Origin of the sequence: Kribbella sp. VKM Ac-2566, assembly GCF_004366005.1 — a bacterium.
Classification (GTDB): Bacteria; Actinomycetota; Actinomycetes; order Propionibacteriales; family Kribbellaceae; genus Kribbella; species Kribbella pratensis.
Genome location: NZ_SODT01000011.1, coordinates 108,062 through 122,581 on the forward strand (window position 1 = coordinate 108,062; position 14,520 = coordinate 122,581).

The 14,520-nt window shown below is 64.0% G+C and carries 14 protein-coding genes and 1 tRNA gene; 7 read left to right on the forward strand and 8 right to left on the reverse strand.

The genetic code is table 11. The annotated features are described in order from the left end of the window. Positions 1–316: 316 nt before the first annotated feature. A complete protein-coding gene (locus EV647_RS23205; RefSeq protein ID WP_134006274.1) occupies positions 317–1,528 on the reverse strand; it encodes a cupin domain-containing protein in 1,212 nt (403 codons plus the stop codon). Between the two features lie 17 nt (positions 1,529–1,545). Beyond that, a complete protein-coding gene (locus tag EV647_RS23210) occupies positions 1,546–1,872 on the reverse strand; it encodes a hypothetical protein (RefSeq protein WP_134006276.1) in 327 nt (108 codons plus the stop codon). A gap of 698 nt (positions 1,873–2,570) precedes the next feature. Here EV647_RS23210 and EV647_RS23215 point away from each other — a divergent pair. From EV647_RS23215 to EV647_RS23245, 7 genes are all read left to right on the forward strand, one after another. Then, positions 2,571–2,807, forward strand: coding sequence for a hypothetical protein (locus EV647_RS23215; RefSeq protein ID WP_134006278.1), 237 nt, complete (start codon positions 2,571–2,573; stop codon positions 2,805–2,807). Positions 2,808–2,839: 32 nt separating this feature from the next. Continuing rightward, a complete protein-coding gene (locus EV647_RS23220; protein WP_134006280.1) occupies positions 2,840–3,697 on the forward strand; it encodes a DUF692 family multinuclear iron-containing protein in 858 nt (285 codons plus the stop codon). Beyond that, complete coding sequence (locus tag EV647_RS23225) at positions 3,694–4,572, forward strand: hypothetical protein (RefSeq protein ID WP_134006282.1); 879 nt, start codon at positions 3,694–3,696, stop codon at positions 4,570–4,572. The genes EV647_RS23220 and EV647_RS23225 overlap by 4 nt, the downstream gene beginning before the upstream one ends. Continuing rightward, on the forward strand, positions 4,553–6,298 hold the full coding sequence (locus EV647_RS23230) for a B12-binding domain-containing radical SAM protein (RefSeq protein WP_134006283.1): 1,746 nt from the start codon (positions 4,553–4,555) through the stop codon (positions 6,296–6,298). Before EV647_RS23225 ends, EV647_RS23230 begins: the two co-directional genes overlap by 20 nt. Beyond that, complete coding sequence (locus tag EV647_RS23235) at positions 6,280–6,612, forward strand: hypothetical protein (protein WP_134006285.1); 333 nt, start codon at positions 6,280–6,282, stop codon at positions 6,610–6,612. Before EV647_RS23230 ends, EV647_RS23235 begins: the two co-directional genes overlap by 19 nt. A gap of 6 nt (positions 6,613–6,618) precedes the next feature. After that, entirely contained in the window at positions 6,619–7,623 is a 1,005-nt protein-coding gene (locus EV647_RS23240) for a cyclopropane-fatty-acyl-phospholipid synthase family protein (protein WP_134006287.1), read from the forward strand. Positions 7,624–8,069: 446 nt separating this feature from the next. Further along, positions 8,070–8,142 (forward strand) — tRNA-Arg (locus EV647_RS23245). Positions 8,143–8,181: 39 nt separating this feature from the next. Here the strand turns inward: EV647_RS23245 and EV647_RS23250 are convergent. From EV647_RS23250 to EV647_RS23275, 6 genes are all read right to left on the reverse strand, one after another. Beyond that, the gene (locus tag EV647_RS23250) at positions 8,182–9,639 is read right to left on the reverse strand and encodes a tyrosine-type recombinase/integrase (RefSeq protein WP_134006289.1); all 1,458 of its coding nucleotides are present in this window, start codon (positions 9,637–9,639) and stop codon (positions 8,182–8,184) included. Between the two features lie 200 nt (positions 9,640–9,839). Continuing rightward, positions 9,840–11,129 carry a S1 family peptidase gene (locus EV647_RS23255; RefSeq protein ID WP_238177351.1) on the reverse strand — a complete coding sequence of 430 codons (1,290 nt, stop codon included), beginning with the start codon at positions 11,127–11,129 and terminating at the stop codon, positions 9,840–9,842. A gap of 93 nt (positions 11,130–11,222) precedes the next feature. Then, positions 11,223–11,828, reverse strand: coding sequence for an META domain-containing protein (locus EV647_RS23260; protein ID WP_134006291.1), 606 nt, complete (start codon positions 11,826–11,828; stop codon positions 11,223–11,225). Continuing rightward, positions 11,825–12,337, reverse strand: coding sequence for a SigE family RNA polymerase sigma factor (locus EV647_RS23265; RefSeq protein ID WP_134006293.1), 513 nt, complete (start codon positions 12,335–12,337; stop codon positions 11,825–11,827). The genes EV647_RS23260 and EV647_RS23265 overlap by 4 nt, the downstream gene beginning before the upstream one ends. 92 nt (positions 12,338–12,429) lie before the next feature. Further along, a complete protein-coding gene (locus tag EV647_RS23270; protein WP_134006296.1) occupies positions 12,430–13,734 on the reverse strand; it encodes an alpha/beta hydrolase in 1,305 nt (434 codons plus the stop codon). A 141-nt stretch (positions 13,735–13,875) separates the two neighbouring features. After that, positions 13,876–14,478 (reverse strand): hypothetical protein, encoded by a 603-nt coding sequence (locus EV647_RS23275; protein ID WP_238175593.1) that lies wholly within the window; start codon positions 14,476–14,478, stop codon positions 13,876–13,878. Positions 14,479–14,520: the final 42 nt, after the last annotated feature.

Below are 14,520 nucleotides of genomic sequence, written 5' to 3' on the forward strand. Positions count from 1 at the left end.
GCCCCGGGTGGAGGGCGCTGCGGGGCTGCGGCCATCGGTGGCTCGGCCACACTGATGGTGAGCTACCACGATCATCACCACCATCGCGCACCTCCAGCCGGACGTCGAGAGAAACTGGAGCAACCTTGAAGACGTCTCACTTCGTCGGGATCCGACCTGGACAGATCGCAGGGGCACAGCCTCATAAGCATCCGCGATAGCCCTTTCCATACCCCATGCCAACCAGAATCAGCGACGCCGGGTGATGGAAGCCGCCAGGGGCAGGCTAGGTACCTGACGAACCGGCGACGGACGATTCTCGAGTCGGTAATGCTCGCTAAACTCGCTCTATCGGGACAAGCAGTCCTTCCTCGACAAGCCGACGAACAAGAACAAGTCTGCCTTCGCGGTCGATTCCTGGGGGAAGGTCGCTCGCGCAAATCGGCTGGCCGGCGAACAGGGCCCGCACATGGACCTCCGTAAAAGACGGCAGTGTCAGGACTCGATCGCCGAAGCGCAGTACTAGCTCGCCGTCAGTTCGCGTCATGTCGGGGGCCTGAGTTCCGCAGGGCCGCAAGCGGGTGTCAGAACAAATTCTGTCCACTGAATGCATATAGTAGAGGACGCCGCGCAGACGAGCGGGGCCTCGATCGCTACGTTCGCGAGTTATACGGTCCACTGATCGGCTGACGAGTTCGTTACTCACGTATAGCTTTCGGGTCAATCGGGAAAGCGTGACTTGATAGTCTTCGCCGGTATCACCCACCCGCCTCAGGCCAGTAGGGACCGAACTTCTAAACTCCGCATCCGTTGTCTCCACCTGTTCGACCAGGTCGTGGAGAAGTTGGGCCCATGTAAAGGGATTCATGCCAATTGTCAGGTGGGCAGACATTTCCTTAGAGGTCACACCTTCGTGAAGAACCCCGCGCGGGATGTACAACAGTTCACCGCTCTGGAGATGGATCGTTGTCTGCGTTCCTTGAGGCGCCAGCTGGTCTTCGTTTTGCGCTTCAAATGTGGCCAGCGGAACCTGTGAGTGAGCGAGTTCCCAACGCTTTTCTCCGACGATTTGAAGAAGGAAGACGTCATGGGAATCAAAGTGCACTGGAAAGCCCTGGGCGGCTGGCGGAGTGATGTAGACATTGCCATGGACGTGAATGCCCATCGAGTCGGAGAGTGCTCGACACAGCTCACCCACGGGACGTAATGCCTCGTGGACGGAATTGAGGATGATCGATGCGCCCGCCCTGTGTAGTTCAAGCACCCGATCGACGTCGACATCTGCCATTGGCCCATTTCGATTAGAGAGGTACATCTCTGGCGAGATCATTATCCCGCCCTGTCCCATTCGGATCGAATCCCACCGTCGCTGACGGGTGGCATATGTTGTCGTCAGAAGCTCGTCGATATCCTCAAAGGTAATCAGCTCTTCAAAGAAGGATAGGAGTTCAGGGTTCTCCTCACGAGTTATATGAAGATGCTCTCTTTCCCAGACACTCGAGAAGAAATCCTCGACAGTATGTGGATGCAAGAGCCGGTGAAGTGTCACATTTCCTCAATGGGTCATCAGAAGTCGCCGAAGTTTACCTTATTGAAAGGATTGTAGTCGCAGTTTGCGCCGCGGTCGCCGGTGTCGTTATCGCCGCTAATCCCCACGGAGCCGCGCCCGAAGAGATCGCCCTGGGATTTTATCATTGCACGCATTCCCCAGCGAATAGTGTTTAGGGAACCTACTGACACGGATAGCTCGTCTTCATCTTTTGCGTCAGCAAGACGCCGTTCCAGGCTCGCAAGCTCGCGAAGCACCTTTGGAAAGAATTCTTGATCGGTCCTGTAGTCTGCTTTGACTTGAACCTGATCGTCACTGAGCGAGTGTTCGGATTCTTCGGACATTTCTGCTTCCCGATCATCAACTTGGGTTTAAGAGAGGTTGTGTCGCTGGCCTTGAGGACGCCGTCGCGGTGTGCAGCCTGGGTGTCCGGCCTGCGACCAATTCGTTGAAGTCGGGCTAGCCGTCAACTTTGGTGAATCGCATTGCAACTGCGTGAGTCCACACACGTGTCCTGGCAAGGTCGCTCCCCGTAGCTTGGAATCATGTCTGTCGCCGAATGGCAGACCTCAGGGGCTCGATTGATGAGATGCGATCAATGCCCATCTACCGGGCTCATCGTCCACGTGATCCGAGGGATCGGTTGAATTTCCGACCATGCGCACGATTTTGGGCCGTCGGTGACGGCGAACCTTTCCTTTCACCGTCCTCCGACTTTCGCGCCGCGTCAACCACCAGAGTTGGCTTTAGGCAGTCGATTGATTATTTCGATCGCTTGAATCTATCGGCTCGAGGATTGAGTTACTCCAGGCGTAGCGCGAGCACCCGCATTTTTGGCCTAGACTGAACATTTGCTTCATTCGAACGATGGGGTGATTTCCGGATTCGGAAACCGAACAGGCCGTGATTACTCTGGCCTATAACCTTGCCCCTACGCGTGCGGCCGCATACGGTCATATTGGATTCCCACTTGTTCCGACCAGATGGCTCGGCAAATCGCCGATGCTGCTGGGCGGTTTGGGTCCGGAGGTGAAGGTGTCCGATGGCCAACAATGATCCCTCACAGGAGCCGCGACGGCCGGTCGACTTGCGCGGACCTCACGTCGCCGTCACGCCGGACGCGGTCGTCTTTGCCCTTGGCGAGGAACAGCGCGAAGCCGCGAAGCAATGCATGGAGAAGAACGGTAGGGTGACCTTCACGTTCCGCGAGATCTCGGTCACCGACTTACTCGAGCTAAAGGCCCTCGACGGGCCTGACGGCGGAGTCATCGTCGACTGACCGCTCGCTGCTTCGGGGGACGAGGCCTTGGGATGACGATGCTGTCGCAACCGAGCTTGGGCGTGGCCTACAGCAGTCGGACGCCAGGTTTCCTGGCCTCCAATCCGGATGCGGTTGATCACGTGGAGTTGCCGTTCGAGTTGCTTGAACACGCGCCAAAAGTCAGCGAGATCGCGAGGGCCAAGCCGGTCATCCTCCACTGCGCGAGCCTGTCGATCGCAGGATCCCTCCCGGCGCCGCCGACAACGCTCGCAGCGATCGACGACTGGAGCGCTCGACTCGCCTCGCCTTGGATCGGCGAGCACCTGTCGTTCATCTCCGCCGATCGAGCGGCGTCTGGCGAACACACCGATGAGTATGCGCCGGGCGAGCCGTACAACATCGGGTACACGGTGGCACCGCCGTGGAATGAGCACACGCTCCGGACGGTCGTGGCCGCTGTCGAGGCCGCCGGCAGGCGGCTTCGAGCGCCGCTGATTCTTGAGAACCCCCCGATCTACTTCCCGATCCCTAGCAGCACGATGACCCAGACGGAGTTCATCGGTGAGCTGTGTCGACGATCACCGGTCGGGTTGTTGCTCGACCTCGCCCACTTTTACATCACGTCGCGCACGATGGGCTTTGATCCGCTGCGCGAACTGCTCGCGCTACCGCTCGAGCGGGTTGTCGAAGTTCACATTTCCGGGGTCGATGAGGAGGTTGGCGCGTCGTGGGACAACCATGCGAGCCGGGCTCCGGACATCGAGTTCGAGCTACTCCAGCACGTGCTCGCCCATGGCGGCGTTCGCGCCATCACTTTGGAATACAACTGGTCTGCAGAGTTCCCGAACCGCGTACTCCTCGAAGAGATCGCTCGAGCACGTTCGGTCACATCTCAGGTTGCAACGTGACTACTGCCACGGCCGGTGCGGTAAACGCGATCTTGGCAAGGTCCATCATGGACCCGGCCTTCCTCGCAATGATGTGCACCGATCCAACGTCAGGGCTCCTTGGCCTCGACTTGGACGACGCCACCCGCTCCGACCTGCAATGCCTCGATTGGTCGCGGATCCGTCACTTCACTGGGTTCATCACTAAGGTGCACCACAACGACCTCTGGCCAGTCCTTCCCTACACCCGCGCCATCCTCAAGGCGTACCGCTTCGAGATCGAGTTCTTCGCACGCTATCGGCCGACATATCTACAGTTGCGCGCAACCGCAAGCACACGAAACGACAAGATCTCGAGGTTCCTGCGGTTCCTCGAATCGGAGATCTCGCCGCGTGACTTTCCGGGTCTGACAGACGTCGCTAGGCATGAGGAGGCACGGTGGCTTGCCGGAGCGGCAGGAAGCTCGACCAGAGGTCTATCCGACCCGGGAGCAGGCGAAGGGCTGGCGACCCGGAGCTCCCGTGACGGCTTGCGGCTCGTTCCGTTCGTGCGCGGAGTCCTTCGGATTGTCAGATTCGATACGGATCCTGAGGCGTCGATCAGGGCAATCAACCAAGGATGCTTCGGGGCGGGCGCGGTCATCACGCGGTCCCGTTGGATCGGCTACTGGATGGATCCACGCAAAGGTTGTGTCAGGCTCTTGGAACTCGACGCTGGCACGAGCGGGATCCTGGCCCAGGTCGATGGTCGACGCTCGCTTGCGACGGTGAACCGCCGTGCCGGCATGGCCGTTCCGATGACCAGAGGCGTTCTGGAAGTAGCCCAGACACAGGGACTGGTGGGTATGGATCGACCGATGCGATCGGGGAGTCGCGATGCGTCTCGTCCTTGTTGACAACCTTCTGCTGGAGCAGGGCGGCTGGACGCACCACTTCGATCTCCAACCGCACCTGGGACTGATCTCTCTCATCGCGGTCGCCGAAGCAAACGGCCATCAGGGGATCCTCTATGATCCGAAACTCGCTATCGCCCGCGGCGAGCTCGCATTAGACGCGTCCCTGTACATGGCGATGGCCGAGGCGATCCGCCGGCGCAAGCCCGATGTCGTCGGCTTCACGACCCTCGGCTGCAACTTCATCTGCACCCTAAAGGTGGCCGCCTATCTGAAGCGAGCAGATCCGGGCCTGCCGATCATCGTTGGCGGTCCCCATGTCTCGATTCTTCATCGGCAGGTGACGGAGCGCTTTCCGCAGTTCGACGTCGTCGTCCGCGGCGAAGCCGAGGCCTCTCTGCCGCGACTCCTGGAGGGTCTTCGCTCGGGAAACCTCGACGAGGTTCCGGGAGTGACCTTTCGCCACGATAATGAGATCGTTGAGACTCCCCAGAGTCCGCAGCTCATGGACCTCGACGAGCTGCCTTGGCCGGCCTTCGACCATTACCCGATCGAACAGGTCGGCCTCCGCGCCATCCGGGTCGAGGCCGGTCGAGGCTGTCCGTTCGACTGCACATTCTGCTCGACTGCTAGCTTCTTCGGGCGGCGGTACCGCCTCAAGTCATCTCGGCGCCTCGTGGCCGAACTGGATTTCCTCCACGCGCAATACGGCATCTCGGAATTCGCCTTGATGCACGACCTGTTCACGGTCAGCAAGGCCAAAGTCCGAGAATTCTGCGACGCGGTGGAGGATCGTGGTTACGGCTGGCGCTGTTCGGCACGGATGGATTGTGTTGATGCCGAGCTGCTTGCGCGGATGCGCGCTGCGGGCTGCCAGTCGATCTACTACGGCGTCGAGACCGGCTCACGGCGGATGCAGAAGATTGTGTCAAAGCACCTAGATCTGGATCTGTACGAGCCCATCCTTGACACGACGATCGCGCTCAACATGCGACCTACGGCGTCCTTTATCACAGGCTATCCTGAAGAAGAGCACGAAGACCAGGCGCAAACGCTCGATGCGATCGGTTCAAGCATAGGGCGCTATCCGGAGAGTCTGACCATCCAGCTCCACCTGCTCACACCTGAGCCAGGGACCGCGTTGATCGACCAGTTTGGTGACCGCCTCGCATACGACGGTCATATCTCCGACTTCAATTTCCCCACCCTTGAACCCGACGACGCCGACCTGATGGCGGAGCACCCGCAGGTCTTCATGAATCATCACTACTACCCTGGCGCACTTCCGCGCCGCCAGCATGTGTTCGTCACATCGGCCTACCTGTGCCTCTCCCAGCTAGGCTTCGTGCTCCTTCGGTATCTACTAGCCGACTTCGGCGGGAGTCTTAGCAGACTGATCTTCGCGATGCAGGATTGGACGGATCCGTCGGAGCCGGATCGCGTCGACCCCGATCTGATTGAACGCTTCATCACGCGGCGAGATTCGGGGCAGATGACCATCGGGTGTCGCTCGTGCGTTACCGGCTCGTGTGCGCGGAGTTGGTCAGAAGGGCGGAACGAGGATCGCAGTGGAACCGCCGCGAGTCGGGCGCGGCCAGCGAGTTGTCTGAGGCGCGGCACCGGCTTGCCTACACAGCCGTGGTGTTCTCGGGCGCCCATGCGGCCGCCGAGATCCTGGATCGTCTTGCGAAGGACTCCGATCCAGGTGCCATGCCGGTCGAGCTGCTAATGGAGCGGTCCGATTGGCTGTTGGTGGCGGATGATCAGCGTCATCGCCGGATCCGGAACTTCGCGCTGAATGCGGCAAGCCGCGCGCTCGTCGACTTTCTTGCTCAGGGGCGAGCGGTGGACGAGATCTTGAGAGCCTTCGGGCCGCCGTTGTTCGACGCGGACCAAACGATGGCCGCGCTGGGCTGGCTTCAAGGGCTGGGTGCGCTGGAGCCGGAAGGTCTAGCGTTGGATCTGCCTCCTGCGACTGGAGCTTCGGCCGCATGGGCGCCCGAGCACCCAATCTCGGCGGTGGCCGAATCTCCCATCGTATAGCGACTCATGGCTGGGCAAAGCGTCTTCGAGGTCATCGAGGGGTACTACCTTGCGCTGATCCTCGATGCTTTCCTCCGTACAGGCATACTCGATCGGTTGCGTGACGAGATAACCACAGGCGAGGCTGCCGTCCTTCTAGACGAGGATGAAGCGGTGGCGCGCGCGCTCCTGGAATTCGCGGCCGAAAGCTCCGACATTGTCGAGCGCGCACCCGCCGGAACGTATCGCCTTCGGGCGCGCTATCGTTCATGGTCATCGTTGCCCTTTCATCTCCACAAGCTGGTTGGCGCATACGGGCGACTCCTGGCGCAGTTGGGCGCAACGGCGAGCGCGCCTCAGGTGCCCGCGACCACGAGTCGCCTCGCCCAGGCCTACGCAGGGTTGCACCAGGAGGGGGCGACACTCGTGGGTGTGCTGCTCCGTGGCAGCGACGTACGTTCGCTCCTGGACATCGGATGTGGGCCGGGCCGATTGCTCGTGGAGCTGGCCGGGAGGGACGAAGCCTTCCGAGGCTGGGGCATCGACACTGACCCTTCGATGTGCAGCTTCGCAACCGAGCGCATCCGATCAGCTGGCCTCGATGGCCGCGTGTCAATCTGCCAGCACCCGTTCGAGGACGTGGAGTCACTCCAGATGTCGGGGCTCGACGACGTCGCCGCGATCCATGCCGGCAACGTGCTCAACGCCTTCTTCTGGCCGAGTTCGGCGCGGGCAGTTGACGTCGTCTCCGGCCTCACTCGCCGGTTCCCGGGTCGTCGGCTCTTCGTCAGCGACTATTACGGTCAACTGACCCACCGCCGCCGGATTGGGGTTGAGTATCGCCAGACCTTGCTCCAGGACGTCGCCCAGGCGGTCTCACATCAGGGCATCCCACCGCGCGACCGGGACGCTTGGTTGTCCATCTATCAGGATGCCGGAGCTGTCCTCCAGGACGTCGTCGAAGGCTCCGAGGCGGGTATTCGATGGTTCCTTCACACTGTCCGCCTGGGATTCCCCGCCGCAGGGGTCTAGCGAAACCGATCCGCCTGATGCGGCCAAGGAATGGCCTACGAAGGCCGCCGACCTCGCCAACACCGACGCCATGATCACCCTCGGCGTCCTGTTGGCCAGGCGGCTCGAGTCGCCGGATCTGGAGGGTGCTCGGGAGTGGTACCGCAGGGCCGCCGATGTCGGCGACAGGGGCGCGATGAACGATCTCGGGTTCCTGGCGGGCAGAGAGTGGTTGGACAGCCGGATTTCACGAGCTTGATGTCGCGGACCGCTGCGGGCCGCGGACTGCGTGGCACTTCCCCTACCGGCTACGTGAGTAGACAATCGAGCAGCCTCGACCCGACGGGGGCAGCCCTTCGGACGTCTAATCTAGGTGACGAGGTGGGCCCCGGCACTCTCGAGCAGCTGTCGTCAGGCTGCGGACCGCGGAGGGAGAGGAGCGATGGCAGGCTGTAGGCTATGCCCGCGCCCCCGTAGCTCAGGGGATAGAGCAGTGGTTTCCTAAACCATGTGCCGCAGGTTCGAATCCTGCCGGGGGCACTAAATGAGAGCACGATGCATGGTCGTCAACTGACGGAGTCAAGCTTGTGGCGCGGCCGTACTGATGACCTTGGCTCGGCGGTACTGCTTGGCATCCACAAGCCCGCTGTCCTTGAGTGACGCGATCGCACGACTTACGGTGCCTACGGATACTCCGTGGATAGCGGCGAGGTCTCTGGACAGTGGTAGTTCGGCGCCGATCGGGTACTTGCCGGCCCCGATCTCTGTCTGCAGCGTTGCCGCGAGTAGCTCGTACGCGTGCAGCGGCCGATGATGATTCTCATAGCTCGGGCGGGGAATTGTCTGGGCGAGTACGTCGGCCGCGGACTGGTCGGCACGGTCAGTCCAGGCCACATAAAACCTTAATGTTGTCGCTGCACTCGTGTGTCCGATCCGACCTTGCACGGTCTTGATGTCCACGCCGGCCGACAGCAGTTCGGTCGCGGAGTAGTGCCGAATCGAATGCAGGCGGGTGCTGCGGAGCCGGTGTCGCGTCGCGGCCCGGCGATACCGCTGTGTTGCCGTGTTGGGTTTCAGGGCGGACGAGAAGTCCGGGGAGCCGGAGAACATAAAGGCGTCTGCACTCAGCTCAAGACCAAGCCGCTTGCACTGCTCAGCGCACTGTTCCCGGTAGCTCTCCAGCAGCTCCATGGTCAGGTCGTCCAGTGTGACGTGGTGGTGCTGCTTCCGCTTTGTGACGGTTTCCAGGACCCGCCCGGCGAGCTGATCGCCGGCGCGCTTGATGTGCAGCCGTTTGCGGTCGGTGTTGAGGTCGGTCCACCGCAGGACGCACATCTCGCCACGTCGGCTGCCGGTGATCATGGTCAGCCAGAGAAATAGGCCCCAGTCGAGGCTCTTGAAGGCCTCGTTCATCAACGGGGTCAGCTCGTCAGGTGTTGGCGGGTCGGGCTCGGGTTGGTCGAAGCCCGGTGGATCGGCCATGGCGGGAACGTTTGTGCCGACGTAGCCCCACTTGAGCCCCTGCTTGAACGCCGCTGTGAGGATGAAGTGGATCGCCCGTACCGAGCTGTTCGCGAGCGGCTCGCAAACGTGGTCCTTTGCCTTATGGTTCGTGCCGCGGACGTTGTTGAATCGGCACGATTGCAGCAGGGCGTAGTACCCCTCCAGGAACTCAATCGAGGCCTTCGGATCAGCAGTGAACTTCTTGGCCTTCGCGACCTCGAAACGTGGGGCGATGTAGTCGCGGATCAACTGGTCTCGGCGCTGACGGGTGCGGCGCGCCTGGGTCGCCCGGACAGCACACCACTTGTCGATCAACTCTAGGACGGTCAGGTTGGTCCGCGCGTGCTTCTGCTCATCGACCTGGCTGAGCAGCCGCGTCAGTTCCACCTCGGCCTGATCCCAGTCGTCGACGGGCTCAGACTTCAGTACCAGGCGTTTGCCGGTGAGGGGATTGGTGCCAGCGGACACGATGGCGCGGAACGTTCCGTTTGAGCGCTCCTCGATGTGCCCCCGCCGCTTCGATCGCTTCGCCATGGCCGCAGAGTAGCAGGCATCTGTTCCCAAAACCGTTCCCGAGCGGGTTGTCTACGGGCTAGGCACGGCACATTTCCGCAGGTCAGAGGCTGCTCCGAGACCAATCTCACGCCTGCGACGCACGGTTTAGGAAACCGACGCTCTATCCCCTGAGCTACGGGGGCGCACGCGGGGACAGCTTAGCGGAGTTGGGGGGTGGGTCAGCCGGTCAGGGCGGTGACGCCGAGGTGGCCGGTGATGGAGTTGTACCGCTCGGCGTACAGGGTGGTGCAGCGGGAGGCGGCGCAGCCGGCGCCGGCGAAGGTGATGCCACGGATCGTGGCGGAGCTGGTGCCGCGGCGGGAGTACACGGGACCGCCGGAGTCGCCGCCGACGATCGCGACCAGGCCGCCGCGGGTGGCACGGATGACGTACGTCGTGCAGCCGTCGGCGTCGCAGTACTTCGCCGACGTCGAACGGACCGTGAGACTGCAGAGCGACGTACTGAAGCTGCCGGACTGGCAGATCACCGTGCCGACGCCGGGGTCGCCGCCGCCGGTGACGGTGCGCGTGTTGACGGTGTCGCCGGGGCCGTCGGTCCAGATCTTGGCGCCGTACGTGCTGCCCGTGACCAGGGACTGGTCGTAGTCCGGGTAGTTCGTGCGCACTGTGGTGGTGCCGTAGTAGTTGGTGCCTGACTTCCAGACCGTACCGGGGCCGCCGCAATGCCCTGCGGTGACGGAGCCGCGCTGGCCGTTGGAGCGCCGTACGACGGAGAAGCCGGCGGAGCAGTTCTTGAGTGCGGACGTGATCCGAGCACCGCCCCAGTGGCCGCCCTTCGGGGTGTCGCTCAGCCGGGATGTGCGTGCGAGCGAGCCGGCGACGAGCTGTACGCCGGGCAGGTCGCGGAGGCCCGCCAACGAAGCGGGAGAGGTCGTCGCCTCGTCGTACTCGACGACGACGTTCTCGCTCACCGGATCGAGGTCGGCGGCGTATGTCGTACGCGACGCGTCGGAGGACCACGAACGGTTGCCGACTGCGTTCCAGGCATCGGCGATCGACTGGGCCGAACGACAGCTGCGCTCCACCTTCACCAACGGCTTGCCGGCCGCGGGCAGGTTGCGGGCCATCGCGGACTCGTACTTCTTCGCATCCAGCTTCGCCGAGTCCACGACCACCTTGTAGCCGGTCGTGGCCGAGCCGACCACGCCGATGACACCCTGGCTCAGCCCGTACGGCAGACCGGAGGTCGGGCGGCCGGTCGCGTCCAGCGGTTCGAGGGACCGGACCGCGGCGGAGATGCCGTCTCCGAGCGATTCACCGAGCGGTCGCGCATCGGACGCCGACGTCGGCTGCGCCAGCCGCGTCGCGTCGGTCGAGCTAACACTCGGTTGCGCGTGGGAGCACACCGCGGCACCCGTCACCGCGCCCGAGGAAGGGGCGGTGAGGGCGATCGCGAAGAGTGAGATGGAGCCGAGTGTGACCAGCGGGACGGTGACAGAGAGTCGCACAAAGCTCCCCAGATCGGTGGACCAAACCACTAGATGGTCCGTTCAAGGACTCCGTTCCGTCAAGACCTGATCACCGTCCGCGAACAGATCCGGCTACCCTGCGCGAGCGTAACTGGCAAGTTGACGCCCGTCGGCGCCGAAGAACTGCAGTCTGTCGGCGCTGACCGCGATCCGCTTGGCGGCATGCAGTACGCCGGTGTGCGGCACGTTCTCGCAGCCGACCAGGTGCTGCGGACCGGACGTCGCGCTGAACGCGCCACGCTGACCGATGCTGTACGTCCCCTGCAGTCCGTTGCAGCCGTCCGAGCCCGTCCACGTCCCGTCCGCCTTGAACACCAGCACCGGGTCGTCCGGGCGGGCGGCCTGGAGCGTCTTGGCGCCGACCATCTGCACCGGGCGCCAGGTGCCGGCCACGGTCTGGGCCGAGACCACCTGTGATGTCGCACTCGCCGAGGCCGGCGCCTGCCCGGTGGCGACCGGCGGTTGCGTCGGCTGGTTCCGGGACCCGGCCAGCCCGAACCCGGCGACCGCGATCGCAGCCACCGCGACGGCGGCTGTGCCGGAAACGACCCAGGTACGGCGCTGTGCGCGACGGGCGCCCGTGGTGGCGCGCTCGGTCAGGTCCACGGCCTGCGGCACCGAGGCCGCGGCGCGTTCGAAGGTACCTCGCAGGTCATCCTCGAGATCGGTGTTGCTCACGACAACCTCTCATCAACACGGTTGGACTCGCCGGCCCCTGAATAGGCCGGCCGCCGCCGGAGCGACGCGAGCGCCCGGCTCGCGGTCGCGCGCACGGAGGACGGTTTGATGCCGAGCATGTCGGCGATCGTCTGGTCGTCCAGGTCCTGGTAGTAGCGCAGGACCAGGACGACGCGTTCCCGGGCGGACAGCGTCGCCAGCGCGCGCCACAGGTCGTCGGAGTTGGCGACCCGCGTGGCGTGGTCCGGCACGGTGCGCTGCGGGTCGAGGTCGGCCGTCGGCGCCTCGGTGAACGAGCGCCGGCGCGTCATCGACAAGTACTCGTTCACGAGGATCCGCCGGACGTAGTGATGCGGATCGTCCGCGTTGCGCACCTTCCGCCAGGAGCGGAACGCCTGCATCAGCGCGATCTGCGCCAGGTCCTCCGCCCGCTGGTAGTCGCCGGAGACCGTGAACCCGAGCCGCACCAGTTCCTGTCCACGGGCGGACACGTACTCCTCGAACTCCACTCGCCACTCCCTGGCTGGGCGTACAACTCCTCACATCTATTAGACGCATCGAGCCGCCCACGTGCTGCAACCGTTCCCGCACAGTTCGATCTCTAGTCGAGCAGGAACTCCCGCACCGCCGCCTTCCCACGCGGGTCCCGTTGCACGCTGTGACCGCTTCCGGGTACGACGACCAGCTCGGCGTGCCGTGCGTGCGCCTTCTCCCACCTGGCCCAGTCGAGCGGGCAGAACAGATCGTTGCTCCCGTGCAGGATCAGCGTGCGCGGGGTCAGTTCCTGTCCGGACGGGTACGTCGACACGCGGTCAGCCGGCCAGCGTAGACAGCCCTGGACCATCAGCTGGTTGTGTGCGGTCGCCATGTCGTACGGGTACAGCTGCTCAGGGTCGAGGCGCCGTACCGCGTCGTCGAGGGCGGTCTTGCGGTCGGACTTGCCGGACCAGGGAAAGCGGAGGTCCGAGCAGAGGGTGGCCATGTGCAGGCCCGCGGACAGCGTGCCGTAGGGCAGGCCCTTGCTGGTGGTCCGTTGGAGCAGCTTCTTCAGACCCATGTCGTCGCCGTTGCGCGCGGAGTGCAGTACGGCTGGGATGCCTTTGAGAGACGGGTTGACCGAGTTGAGGCTCGCGACCGCCAAGGTCTCCATCAGGTCAGTGCCGCTGACGCCGTGTTGCACCAGCCACGCCAGGTCCGCCACCGGATCCGTCTTGCACGCGGCGTCCTGGTGGCACGCCGCCTTGAGGACACCAGCGGTCGCGGCCATCAGATCCAGACCCATCGGGTCGAATCCCTTGTGCGGTACGACGGAGTCCAGCACGAGCGCCTGCACGTGACCCGGGTACTTCAGTCCGTACTGCGCCGCGGTGAAGCTGCCGTACGACGTCCCGTCGATCGTGAGCCGGTCCACCTTGAGGAACTGGCGCAGCTGCTCGATGTCGTCGACGGTGTCAGGGGTTCCGTAGTACCCAGCGCCGGAGCCGAGGTGCTGGGCGCACTCGTCCACAGCCGTGGCCGGTGGAGTCAGGAAGTCCGAACCGCCCACAGTCTCTTGCAGAGAAGGGCAATTGATGCCGTCAGGACCTGTGCCGCGCTGGTCGAACATGACAAGTCGGTACTCGCGCAGCACGTCAGGGTGCACGTTGCGCCGCAGGTTGGCGAGGAGCGGTACGCCGGGCTGTCCGGGACCACCGGTGAGCAGCAGGAGGACACCGCGGGACGCGTCCACGTTGTCGGCGGCGATGACGGCGAGGTCGAGCGACGGGCCGTCCGGGTGTTGCCGGTCGAGCGGGACGTGCAGCGTCGTACAGGTGAAGCCAGGCGTACAGGACGTGTTCTCTGCCGCCGGAGCCGAGCAAGCGGTGCAGGCCAGGGCGAGCGCGCACAGCAGCCGGATCGTTCGCATGCGCCCTCCCTCAGTGCGAGGGTGCGACACACGCGGCGGCCACCGCAACCTGCCTCGCGGGTCGACCTCGAAAGGGACCCGCAAGGCAGGCGCGGGTAGACCCCACTTCGGACGGCTTCGGGGTGCGCGTCCGGCGCGGGGTCAGCGCAGGCCGAGCGACTTCGTCAGCTCGGCGGTCACCTGGCGCGGCGCCGGCAGCGTGCCGGGCTTGCCCTGGCCTTCCAGCGAGGTCGCCACCAGACGGTGGCAGCCGAAGGCTTCAGCGGTGAACGACAGGACGCCGCGGTCGTTGTCGGTGAACCGCAGCACGTACGTGGGGCCGAGCTCCTTGGTGCACATGCTCGGCTTCTTCGCGACGGGTTTCGCCGCGTTGACCAGGGCGAGCAGGTCGGTCGCCTGCTTGCCCATGCGCTTGGTGGTGATCGTCGCGTAGTCCTGCCCGGTCGCCTGTGCGTCGTACTGGCAGATCGTCACGCTGACGGGGTTGAACTTCGAGGTGGCCGCGCCCTGGCCCCACACCGCCTTGTCGGTCGCGGCACGGACGGCCGTGATGGTTTCGGGGCAGTCCGTGCTCGGTGTACCGCTGGGACTGGCTGACGGGGTGGGCGACGGCATGGTCACCGTTTGGGTGGGCTGGGCGGCGGGCGGGGACGAGGCGTCCTCGGTGCCGCAGGCGGCGGCAACTCCGAGCACAGCCACGACAAGCGTCGCACCGATCAGGCCCCGTGTCCGTTGTGCACTCACGACTCGGTCCTTCCGGGTTGGCAAGGTCCACCATCATGGTGG

What these genes read in the sequence shown, in the direction of transcription:
- EV647_RS23220 (WP_134006280.1), top strand. Translation starts at nt 2,840, where the DNA reads ATGACGATGCTGTCGCAACCGAGCTTGGGCGTGGCCTACAGCAGTCGG.
- EV647_RS23235 (WP_134006285.1), top strand. Translation starts at nt 6,280, where the DNA reads ATGCCGGTCGAGCTGCTAATGGAGCGGTCCGATTGGCTGTTGGTGGCG.
- EV647_RS23250 (WP_134006289.1), bottom strand. Translation starts at nt 9,639, where the DNA reads ATGGCGAAGCGATCGAAGCGGCGGGGGCACATCGAGGAGCGCTCAAAC.
- EV647_RS23230 (WP_134006283.1), top strand. Translation starts at nt 4,553, where the DNA reads ATGCGTCTCGTCCTTGTTGACAACCTTCTGCTGGAGCAGGGCGGCTGG.
- EV647_RS23215 (WP_134006278.1), top strand. Translation starts at nt 2,571, where the DNA reads ATGGCCAACAATGATCCCTCACAGGAGCCGCGACGGCCGGTCGACTTG.
- EV647_RS23210 (WP_134006276.1), bottom strand. Translation starts at nt 1,872, where the DNA reads ATGTCCGAAGAATCCGAACACTCGCTCAGTGACGATCAGGTTCAAGTC.
- EV647_RS23240 (WP_134006287.1), top strand. Translation starts at nt 6,619, where the DNA reads ATGGCTGGGCAAAGCGTCTTCGAGGTCATCGAGGGGTACTACCTTGCG.
- EV647_RS23270 (WP_134006296.1), bottom strand. Translation starts at nt 13,734, where the DNA reads ATGCGAACGATCCGGCTGCTGTGCGCGCTCGCCCTGGCCTGCACCGCT.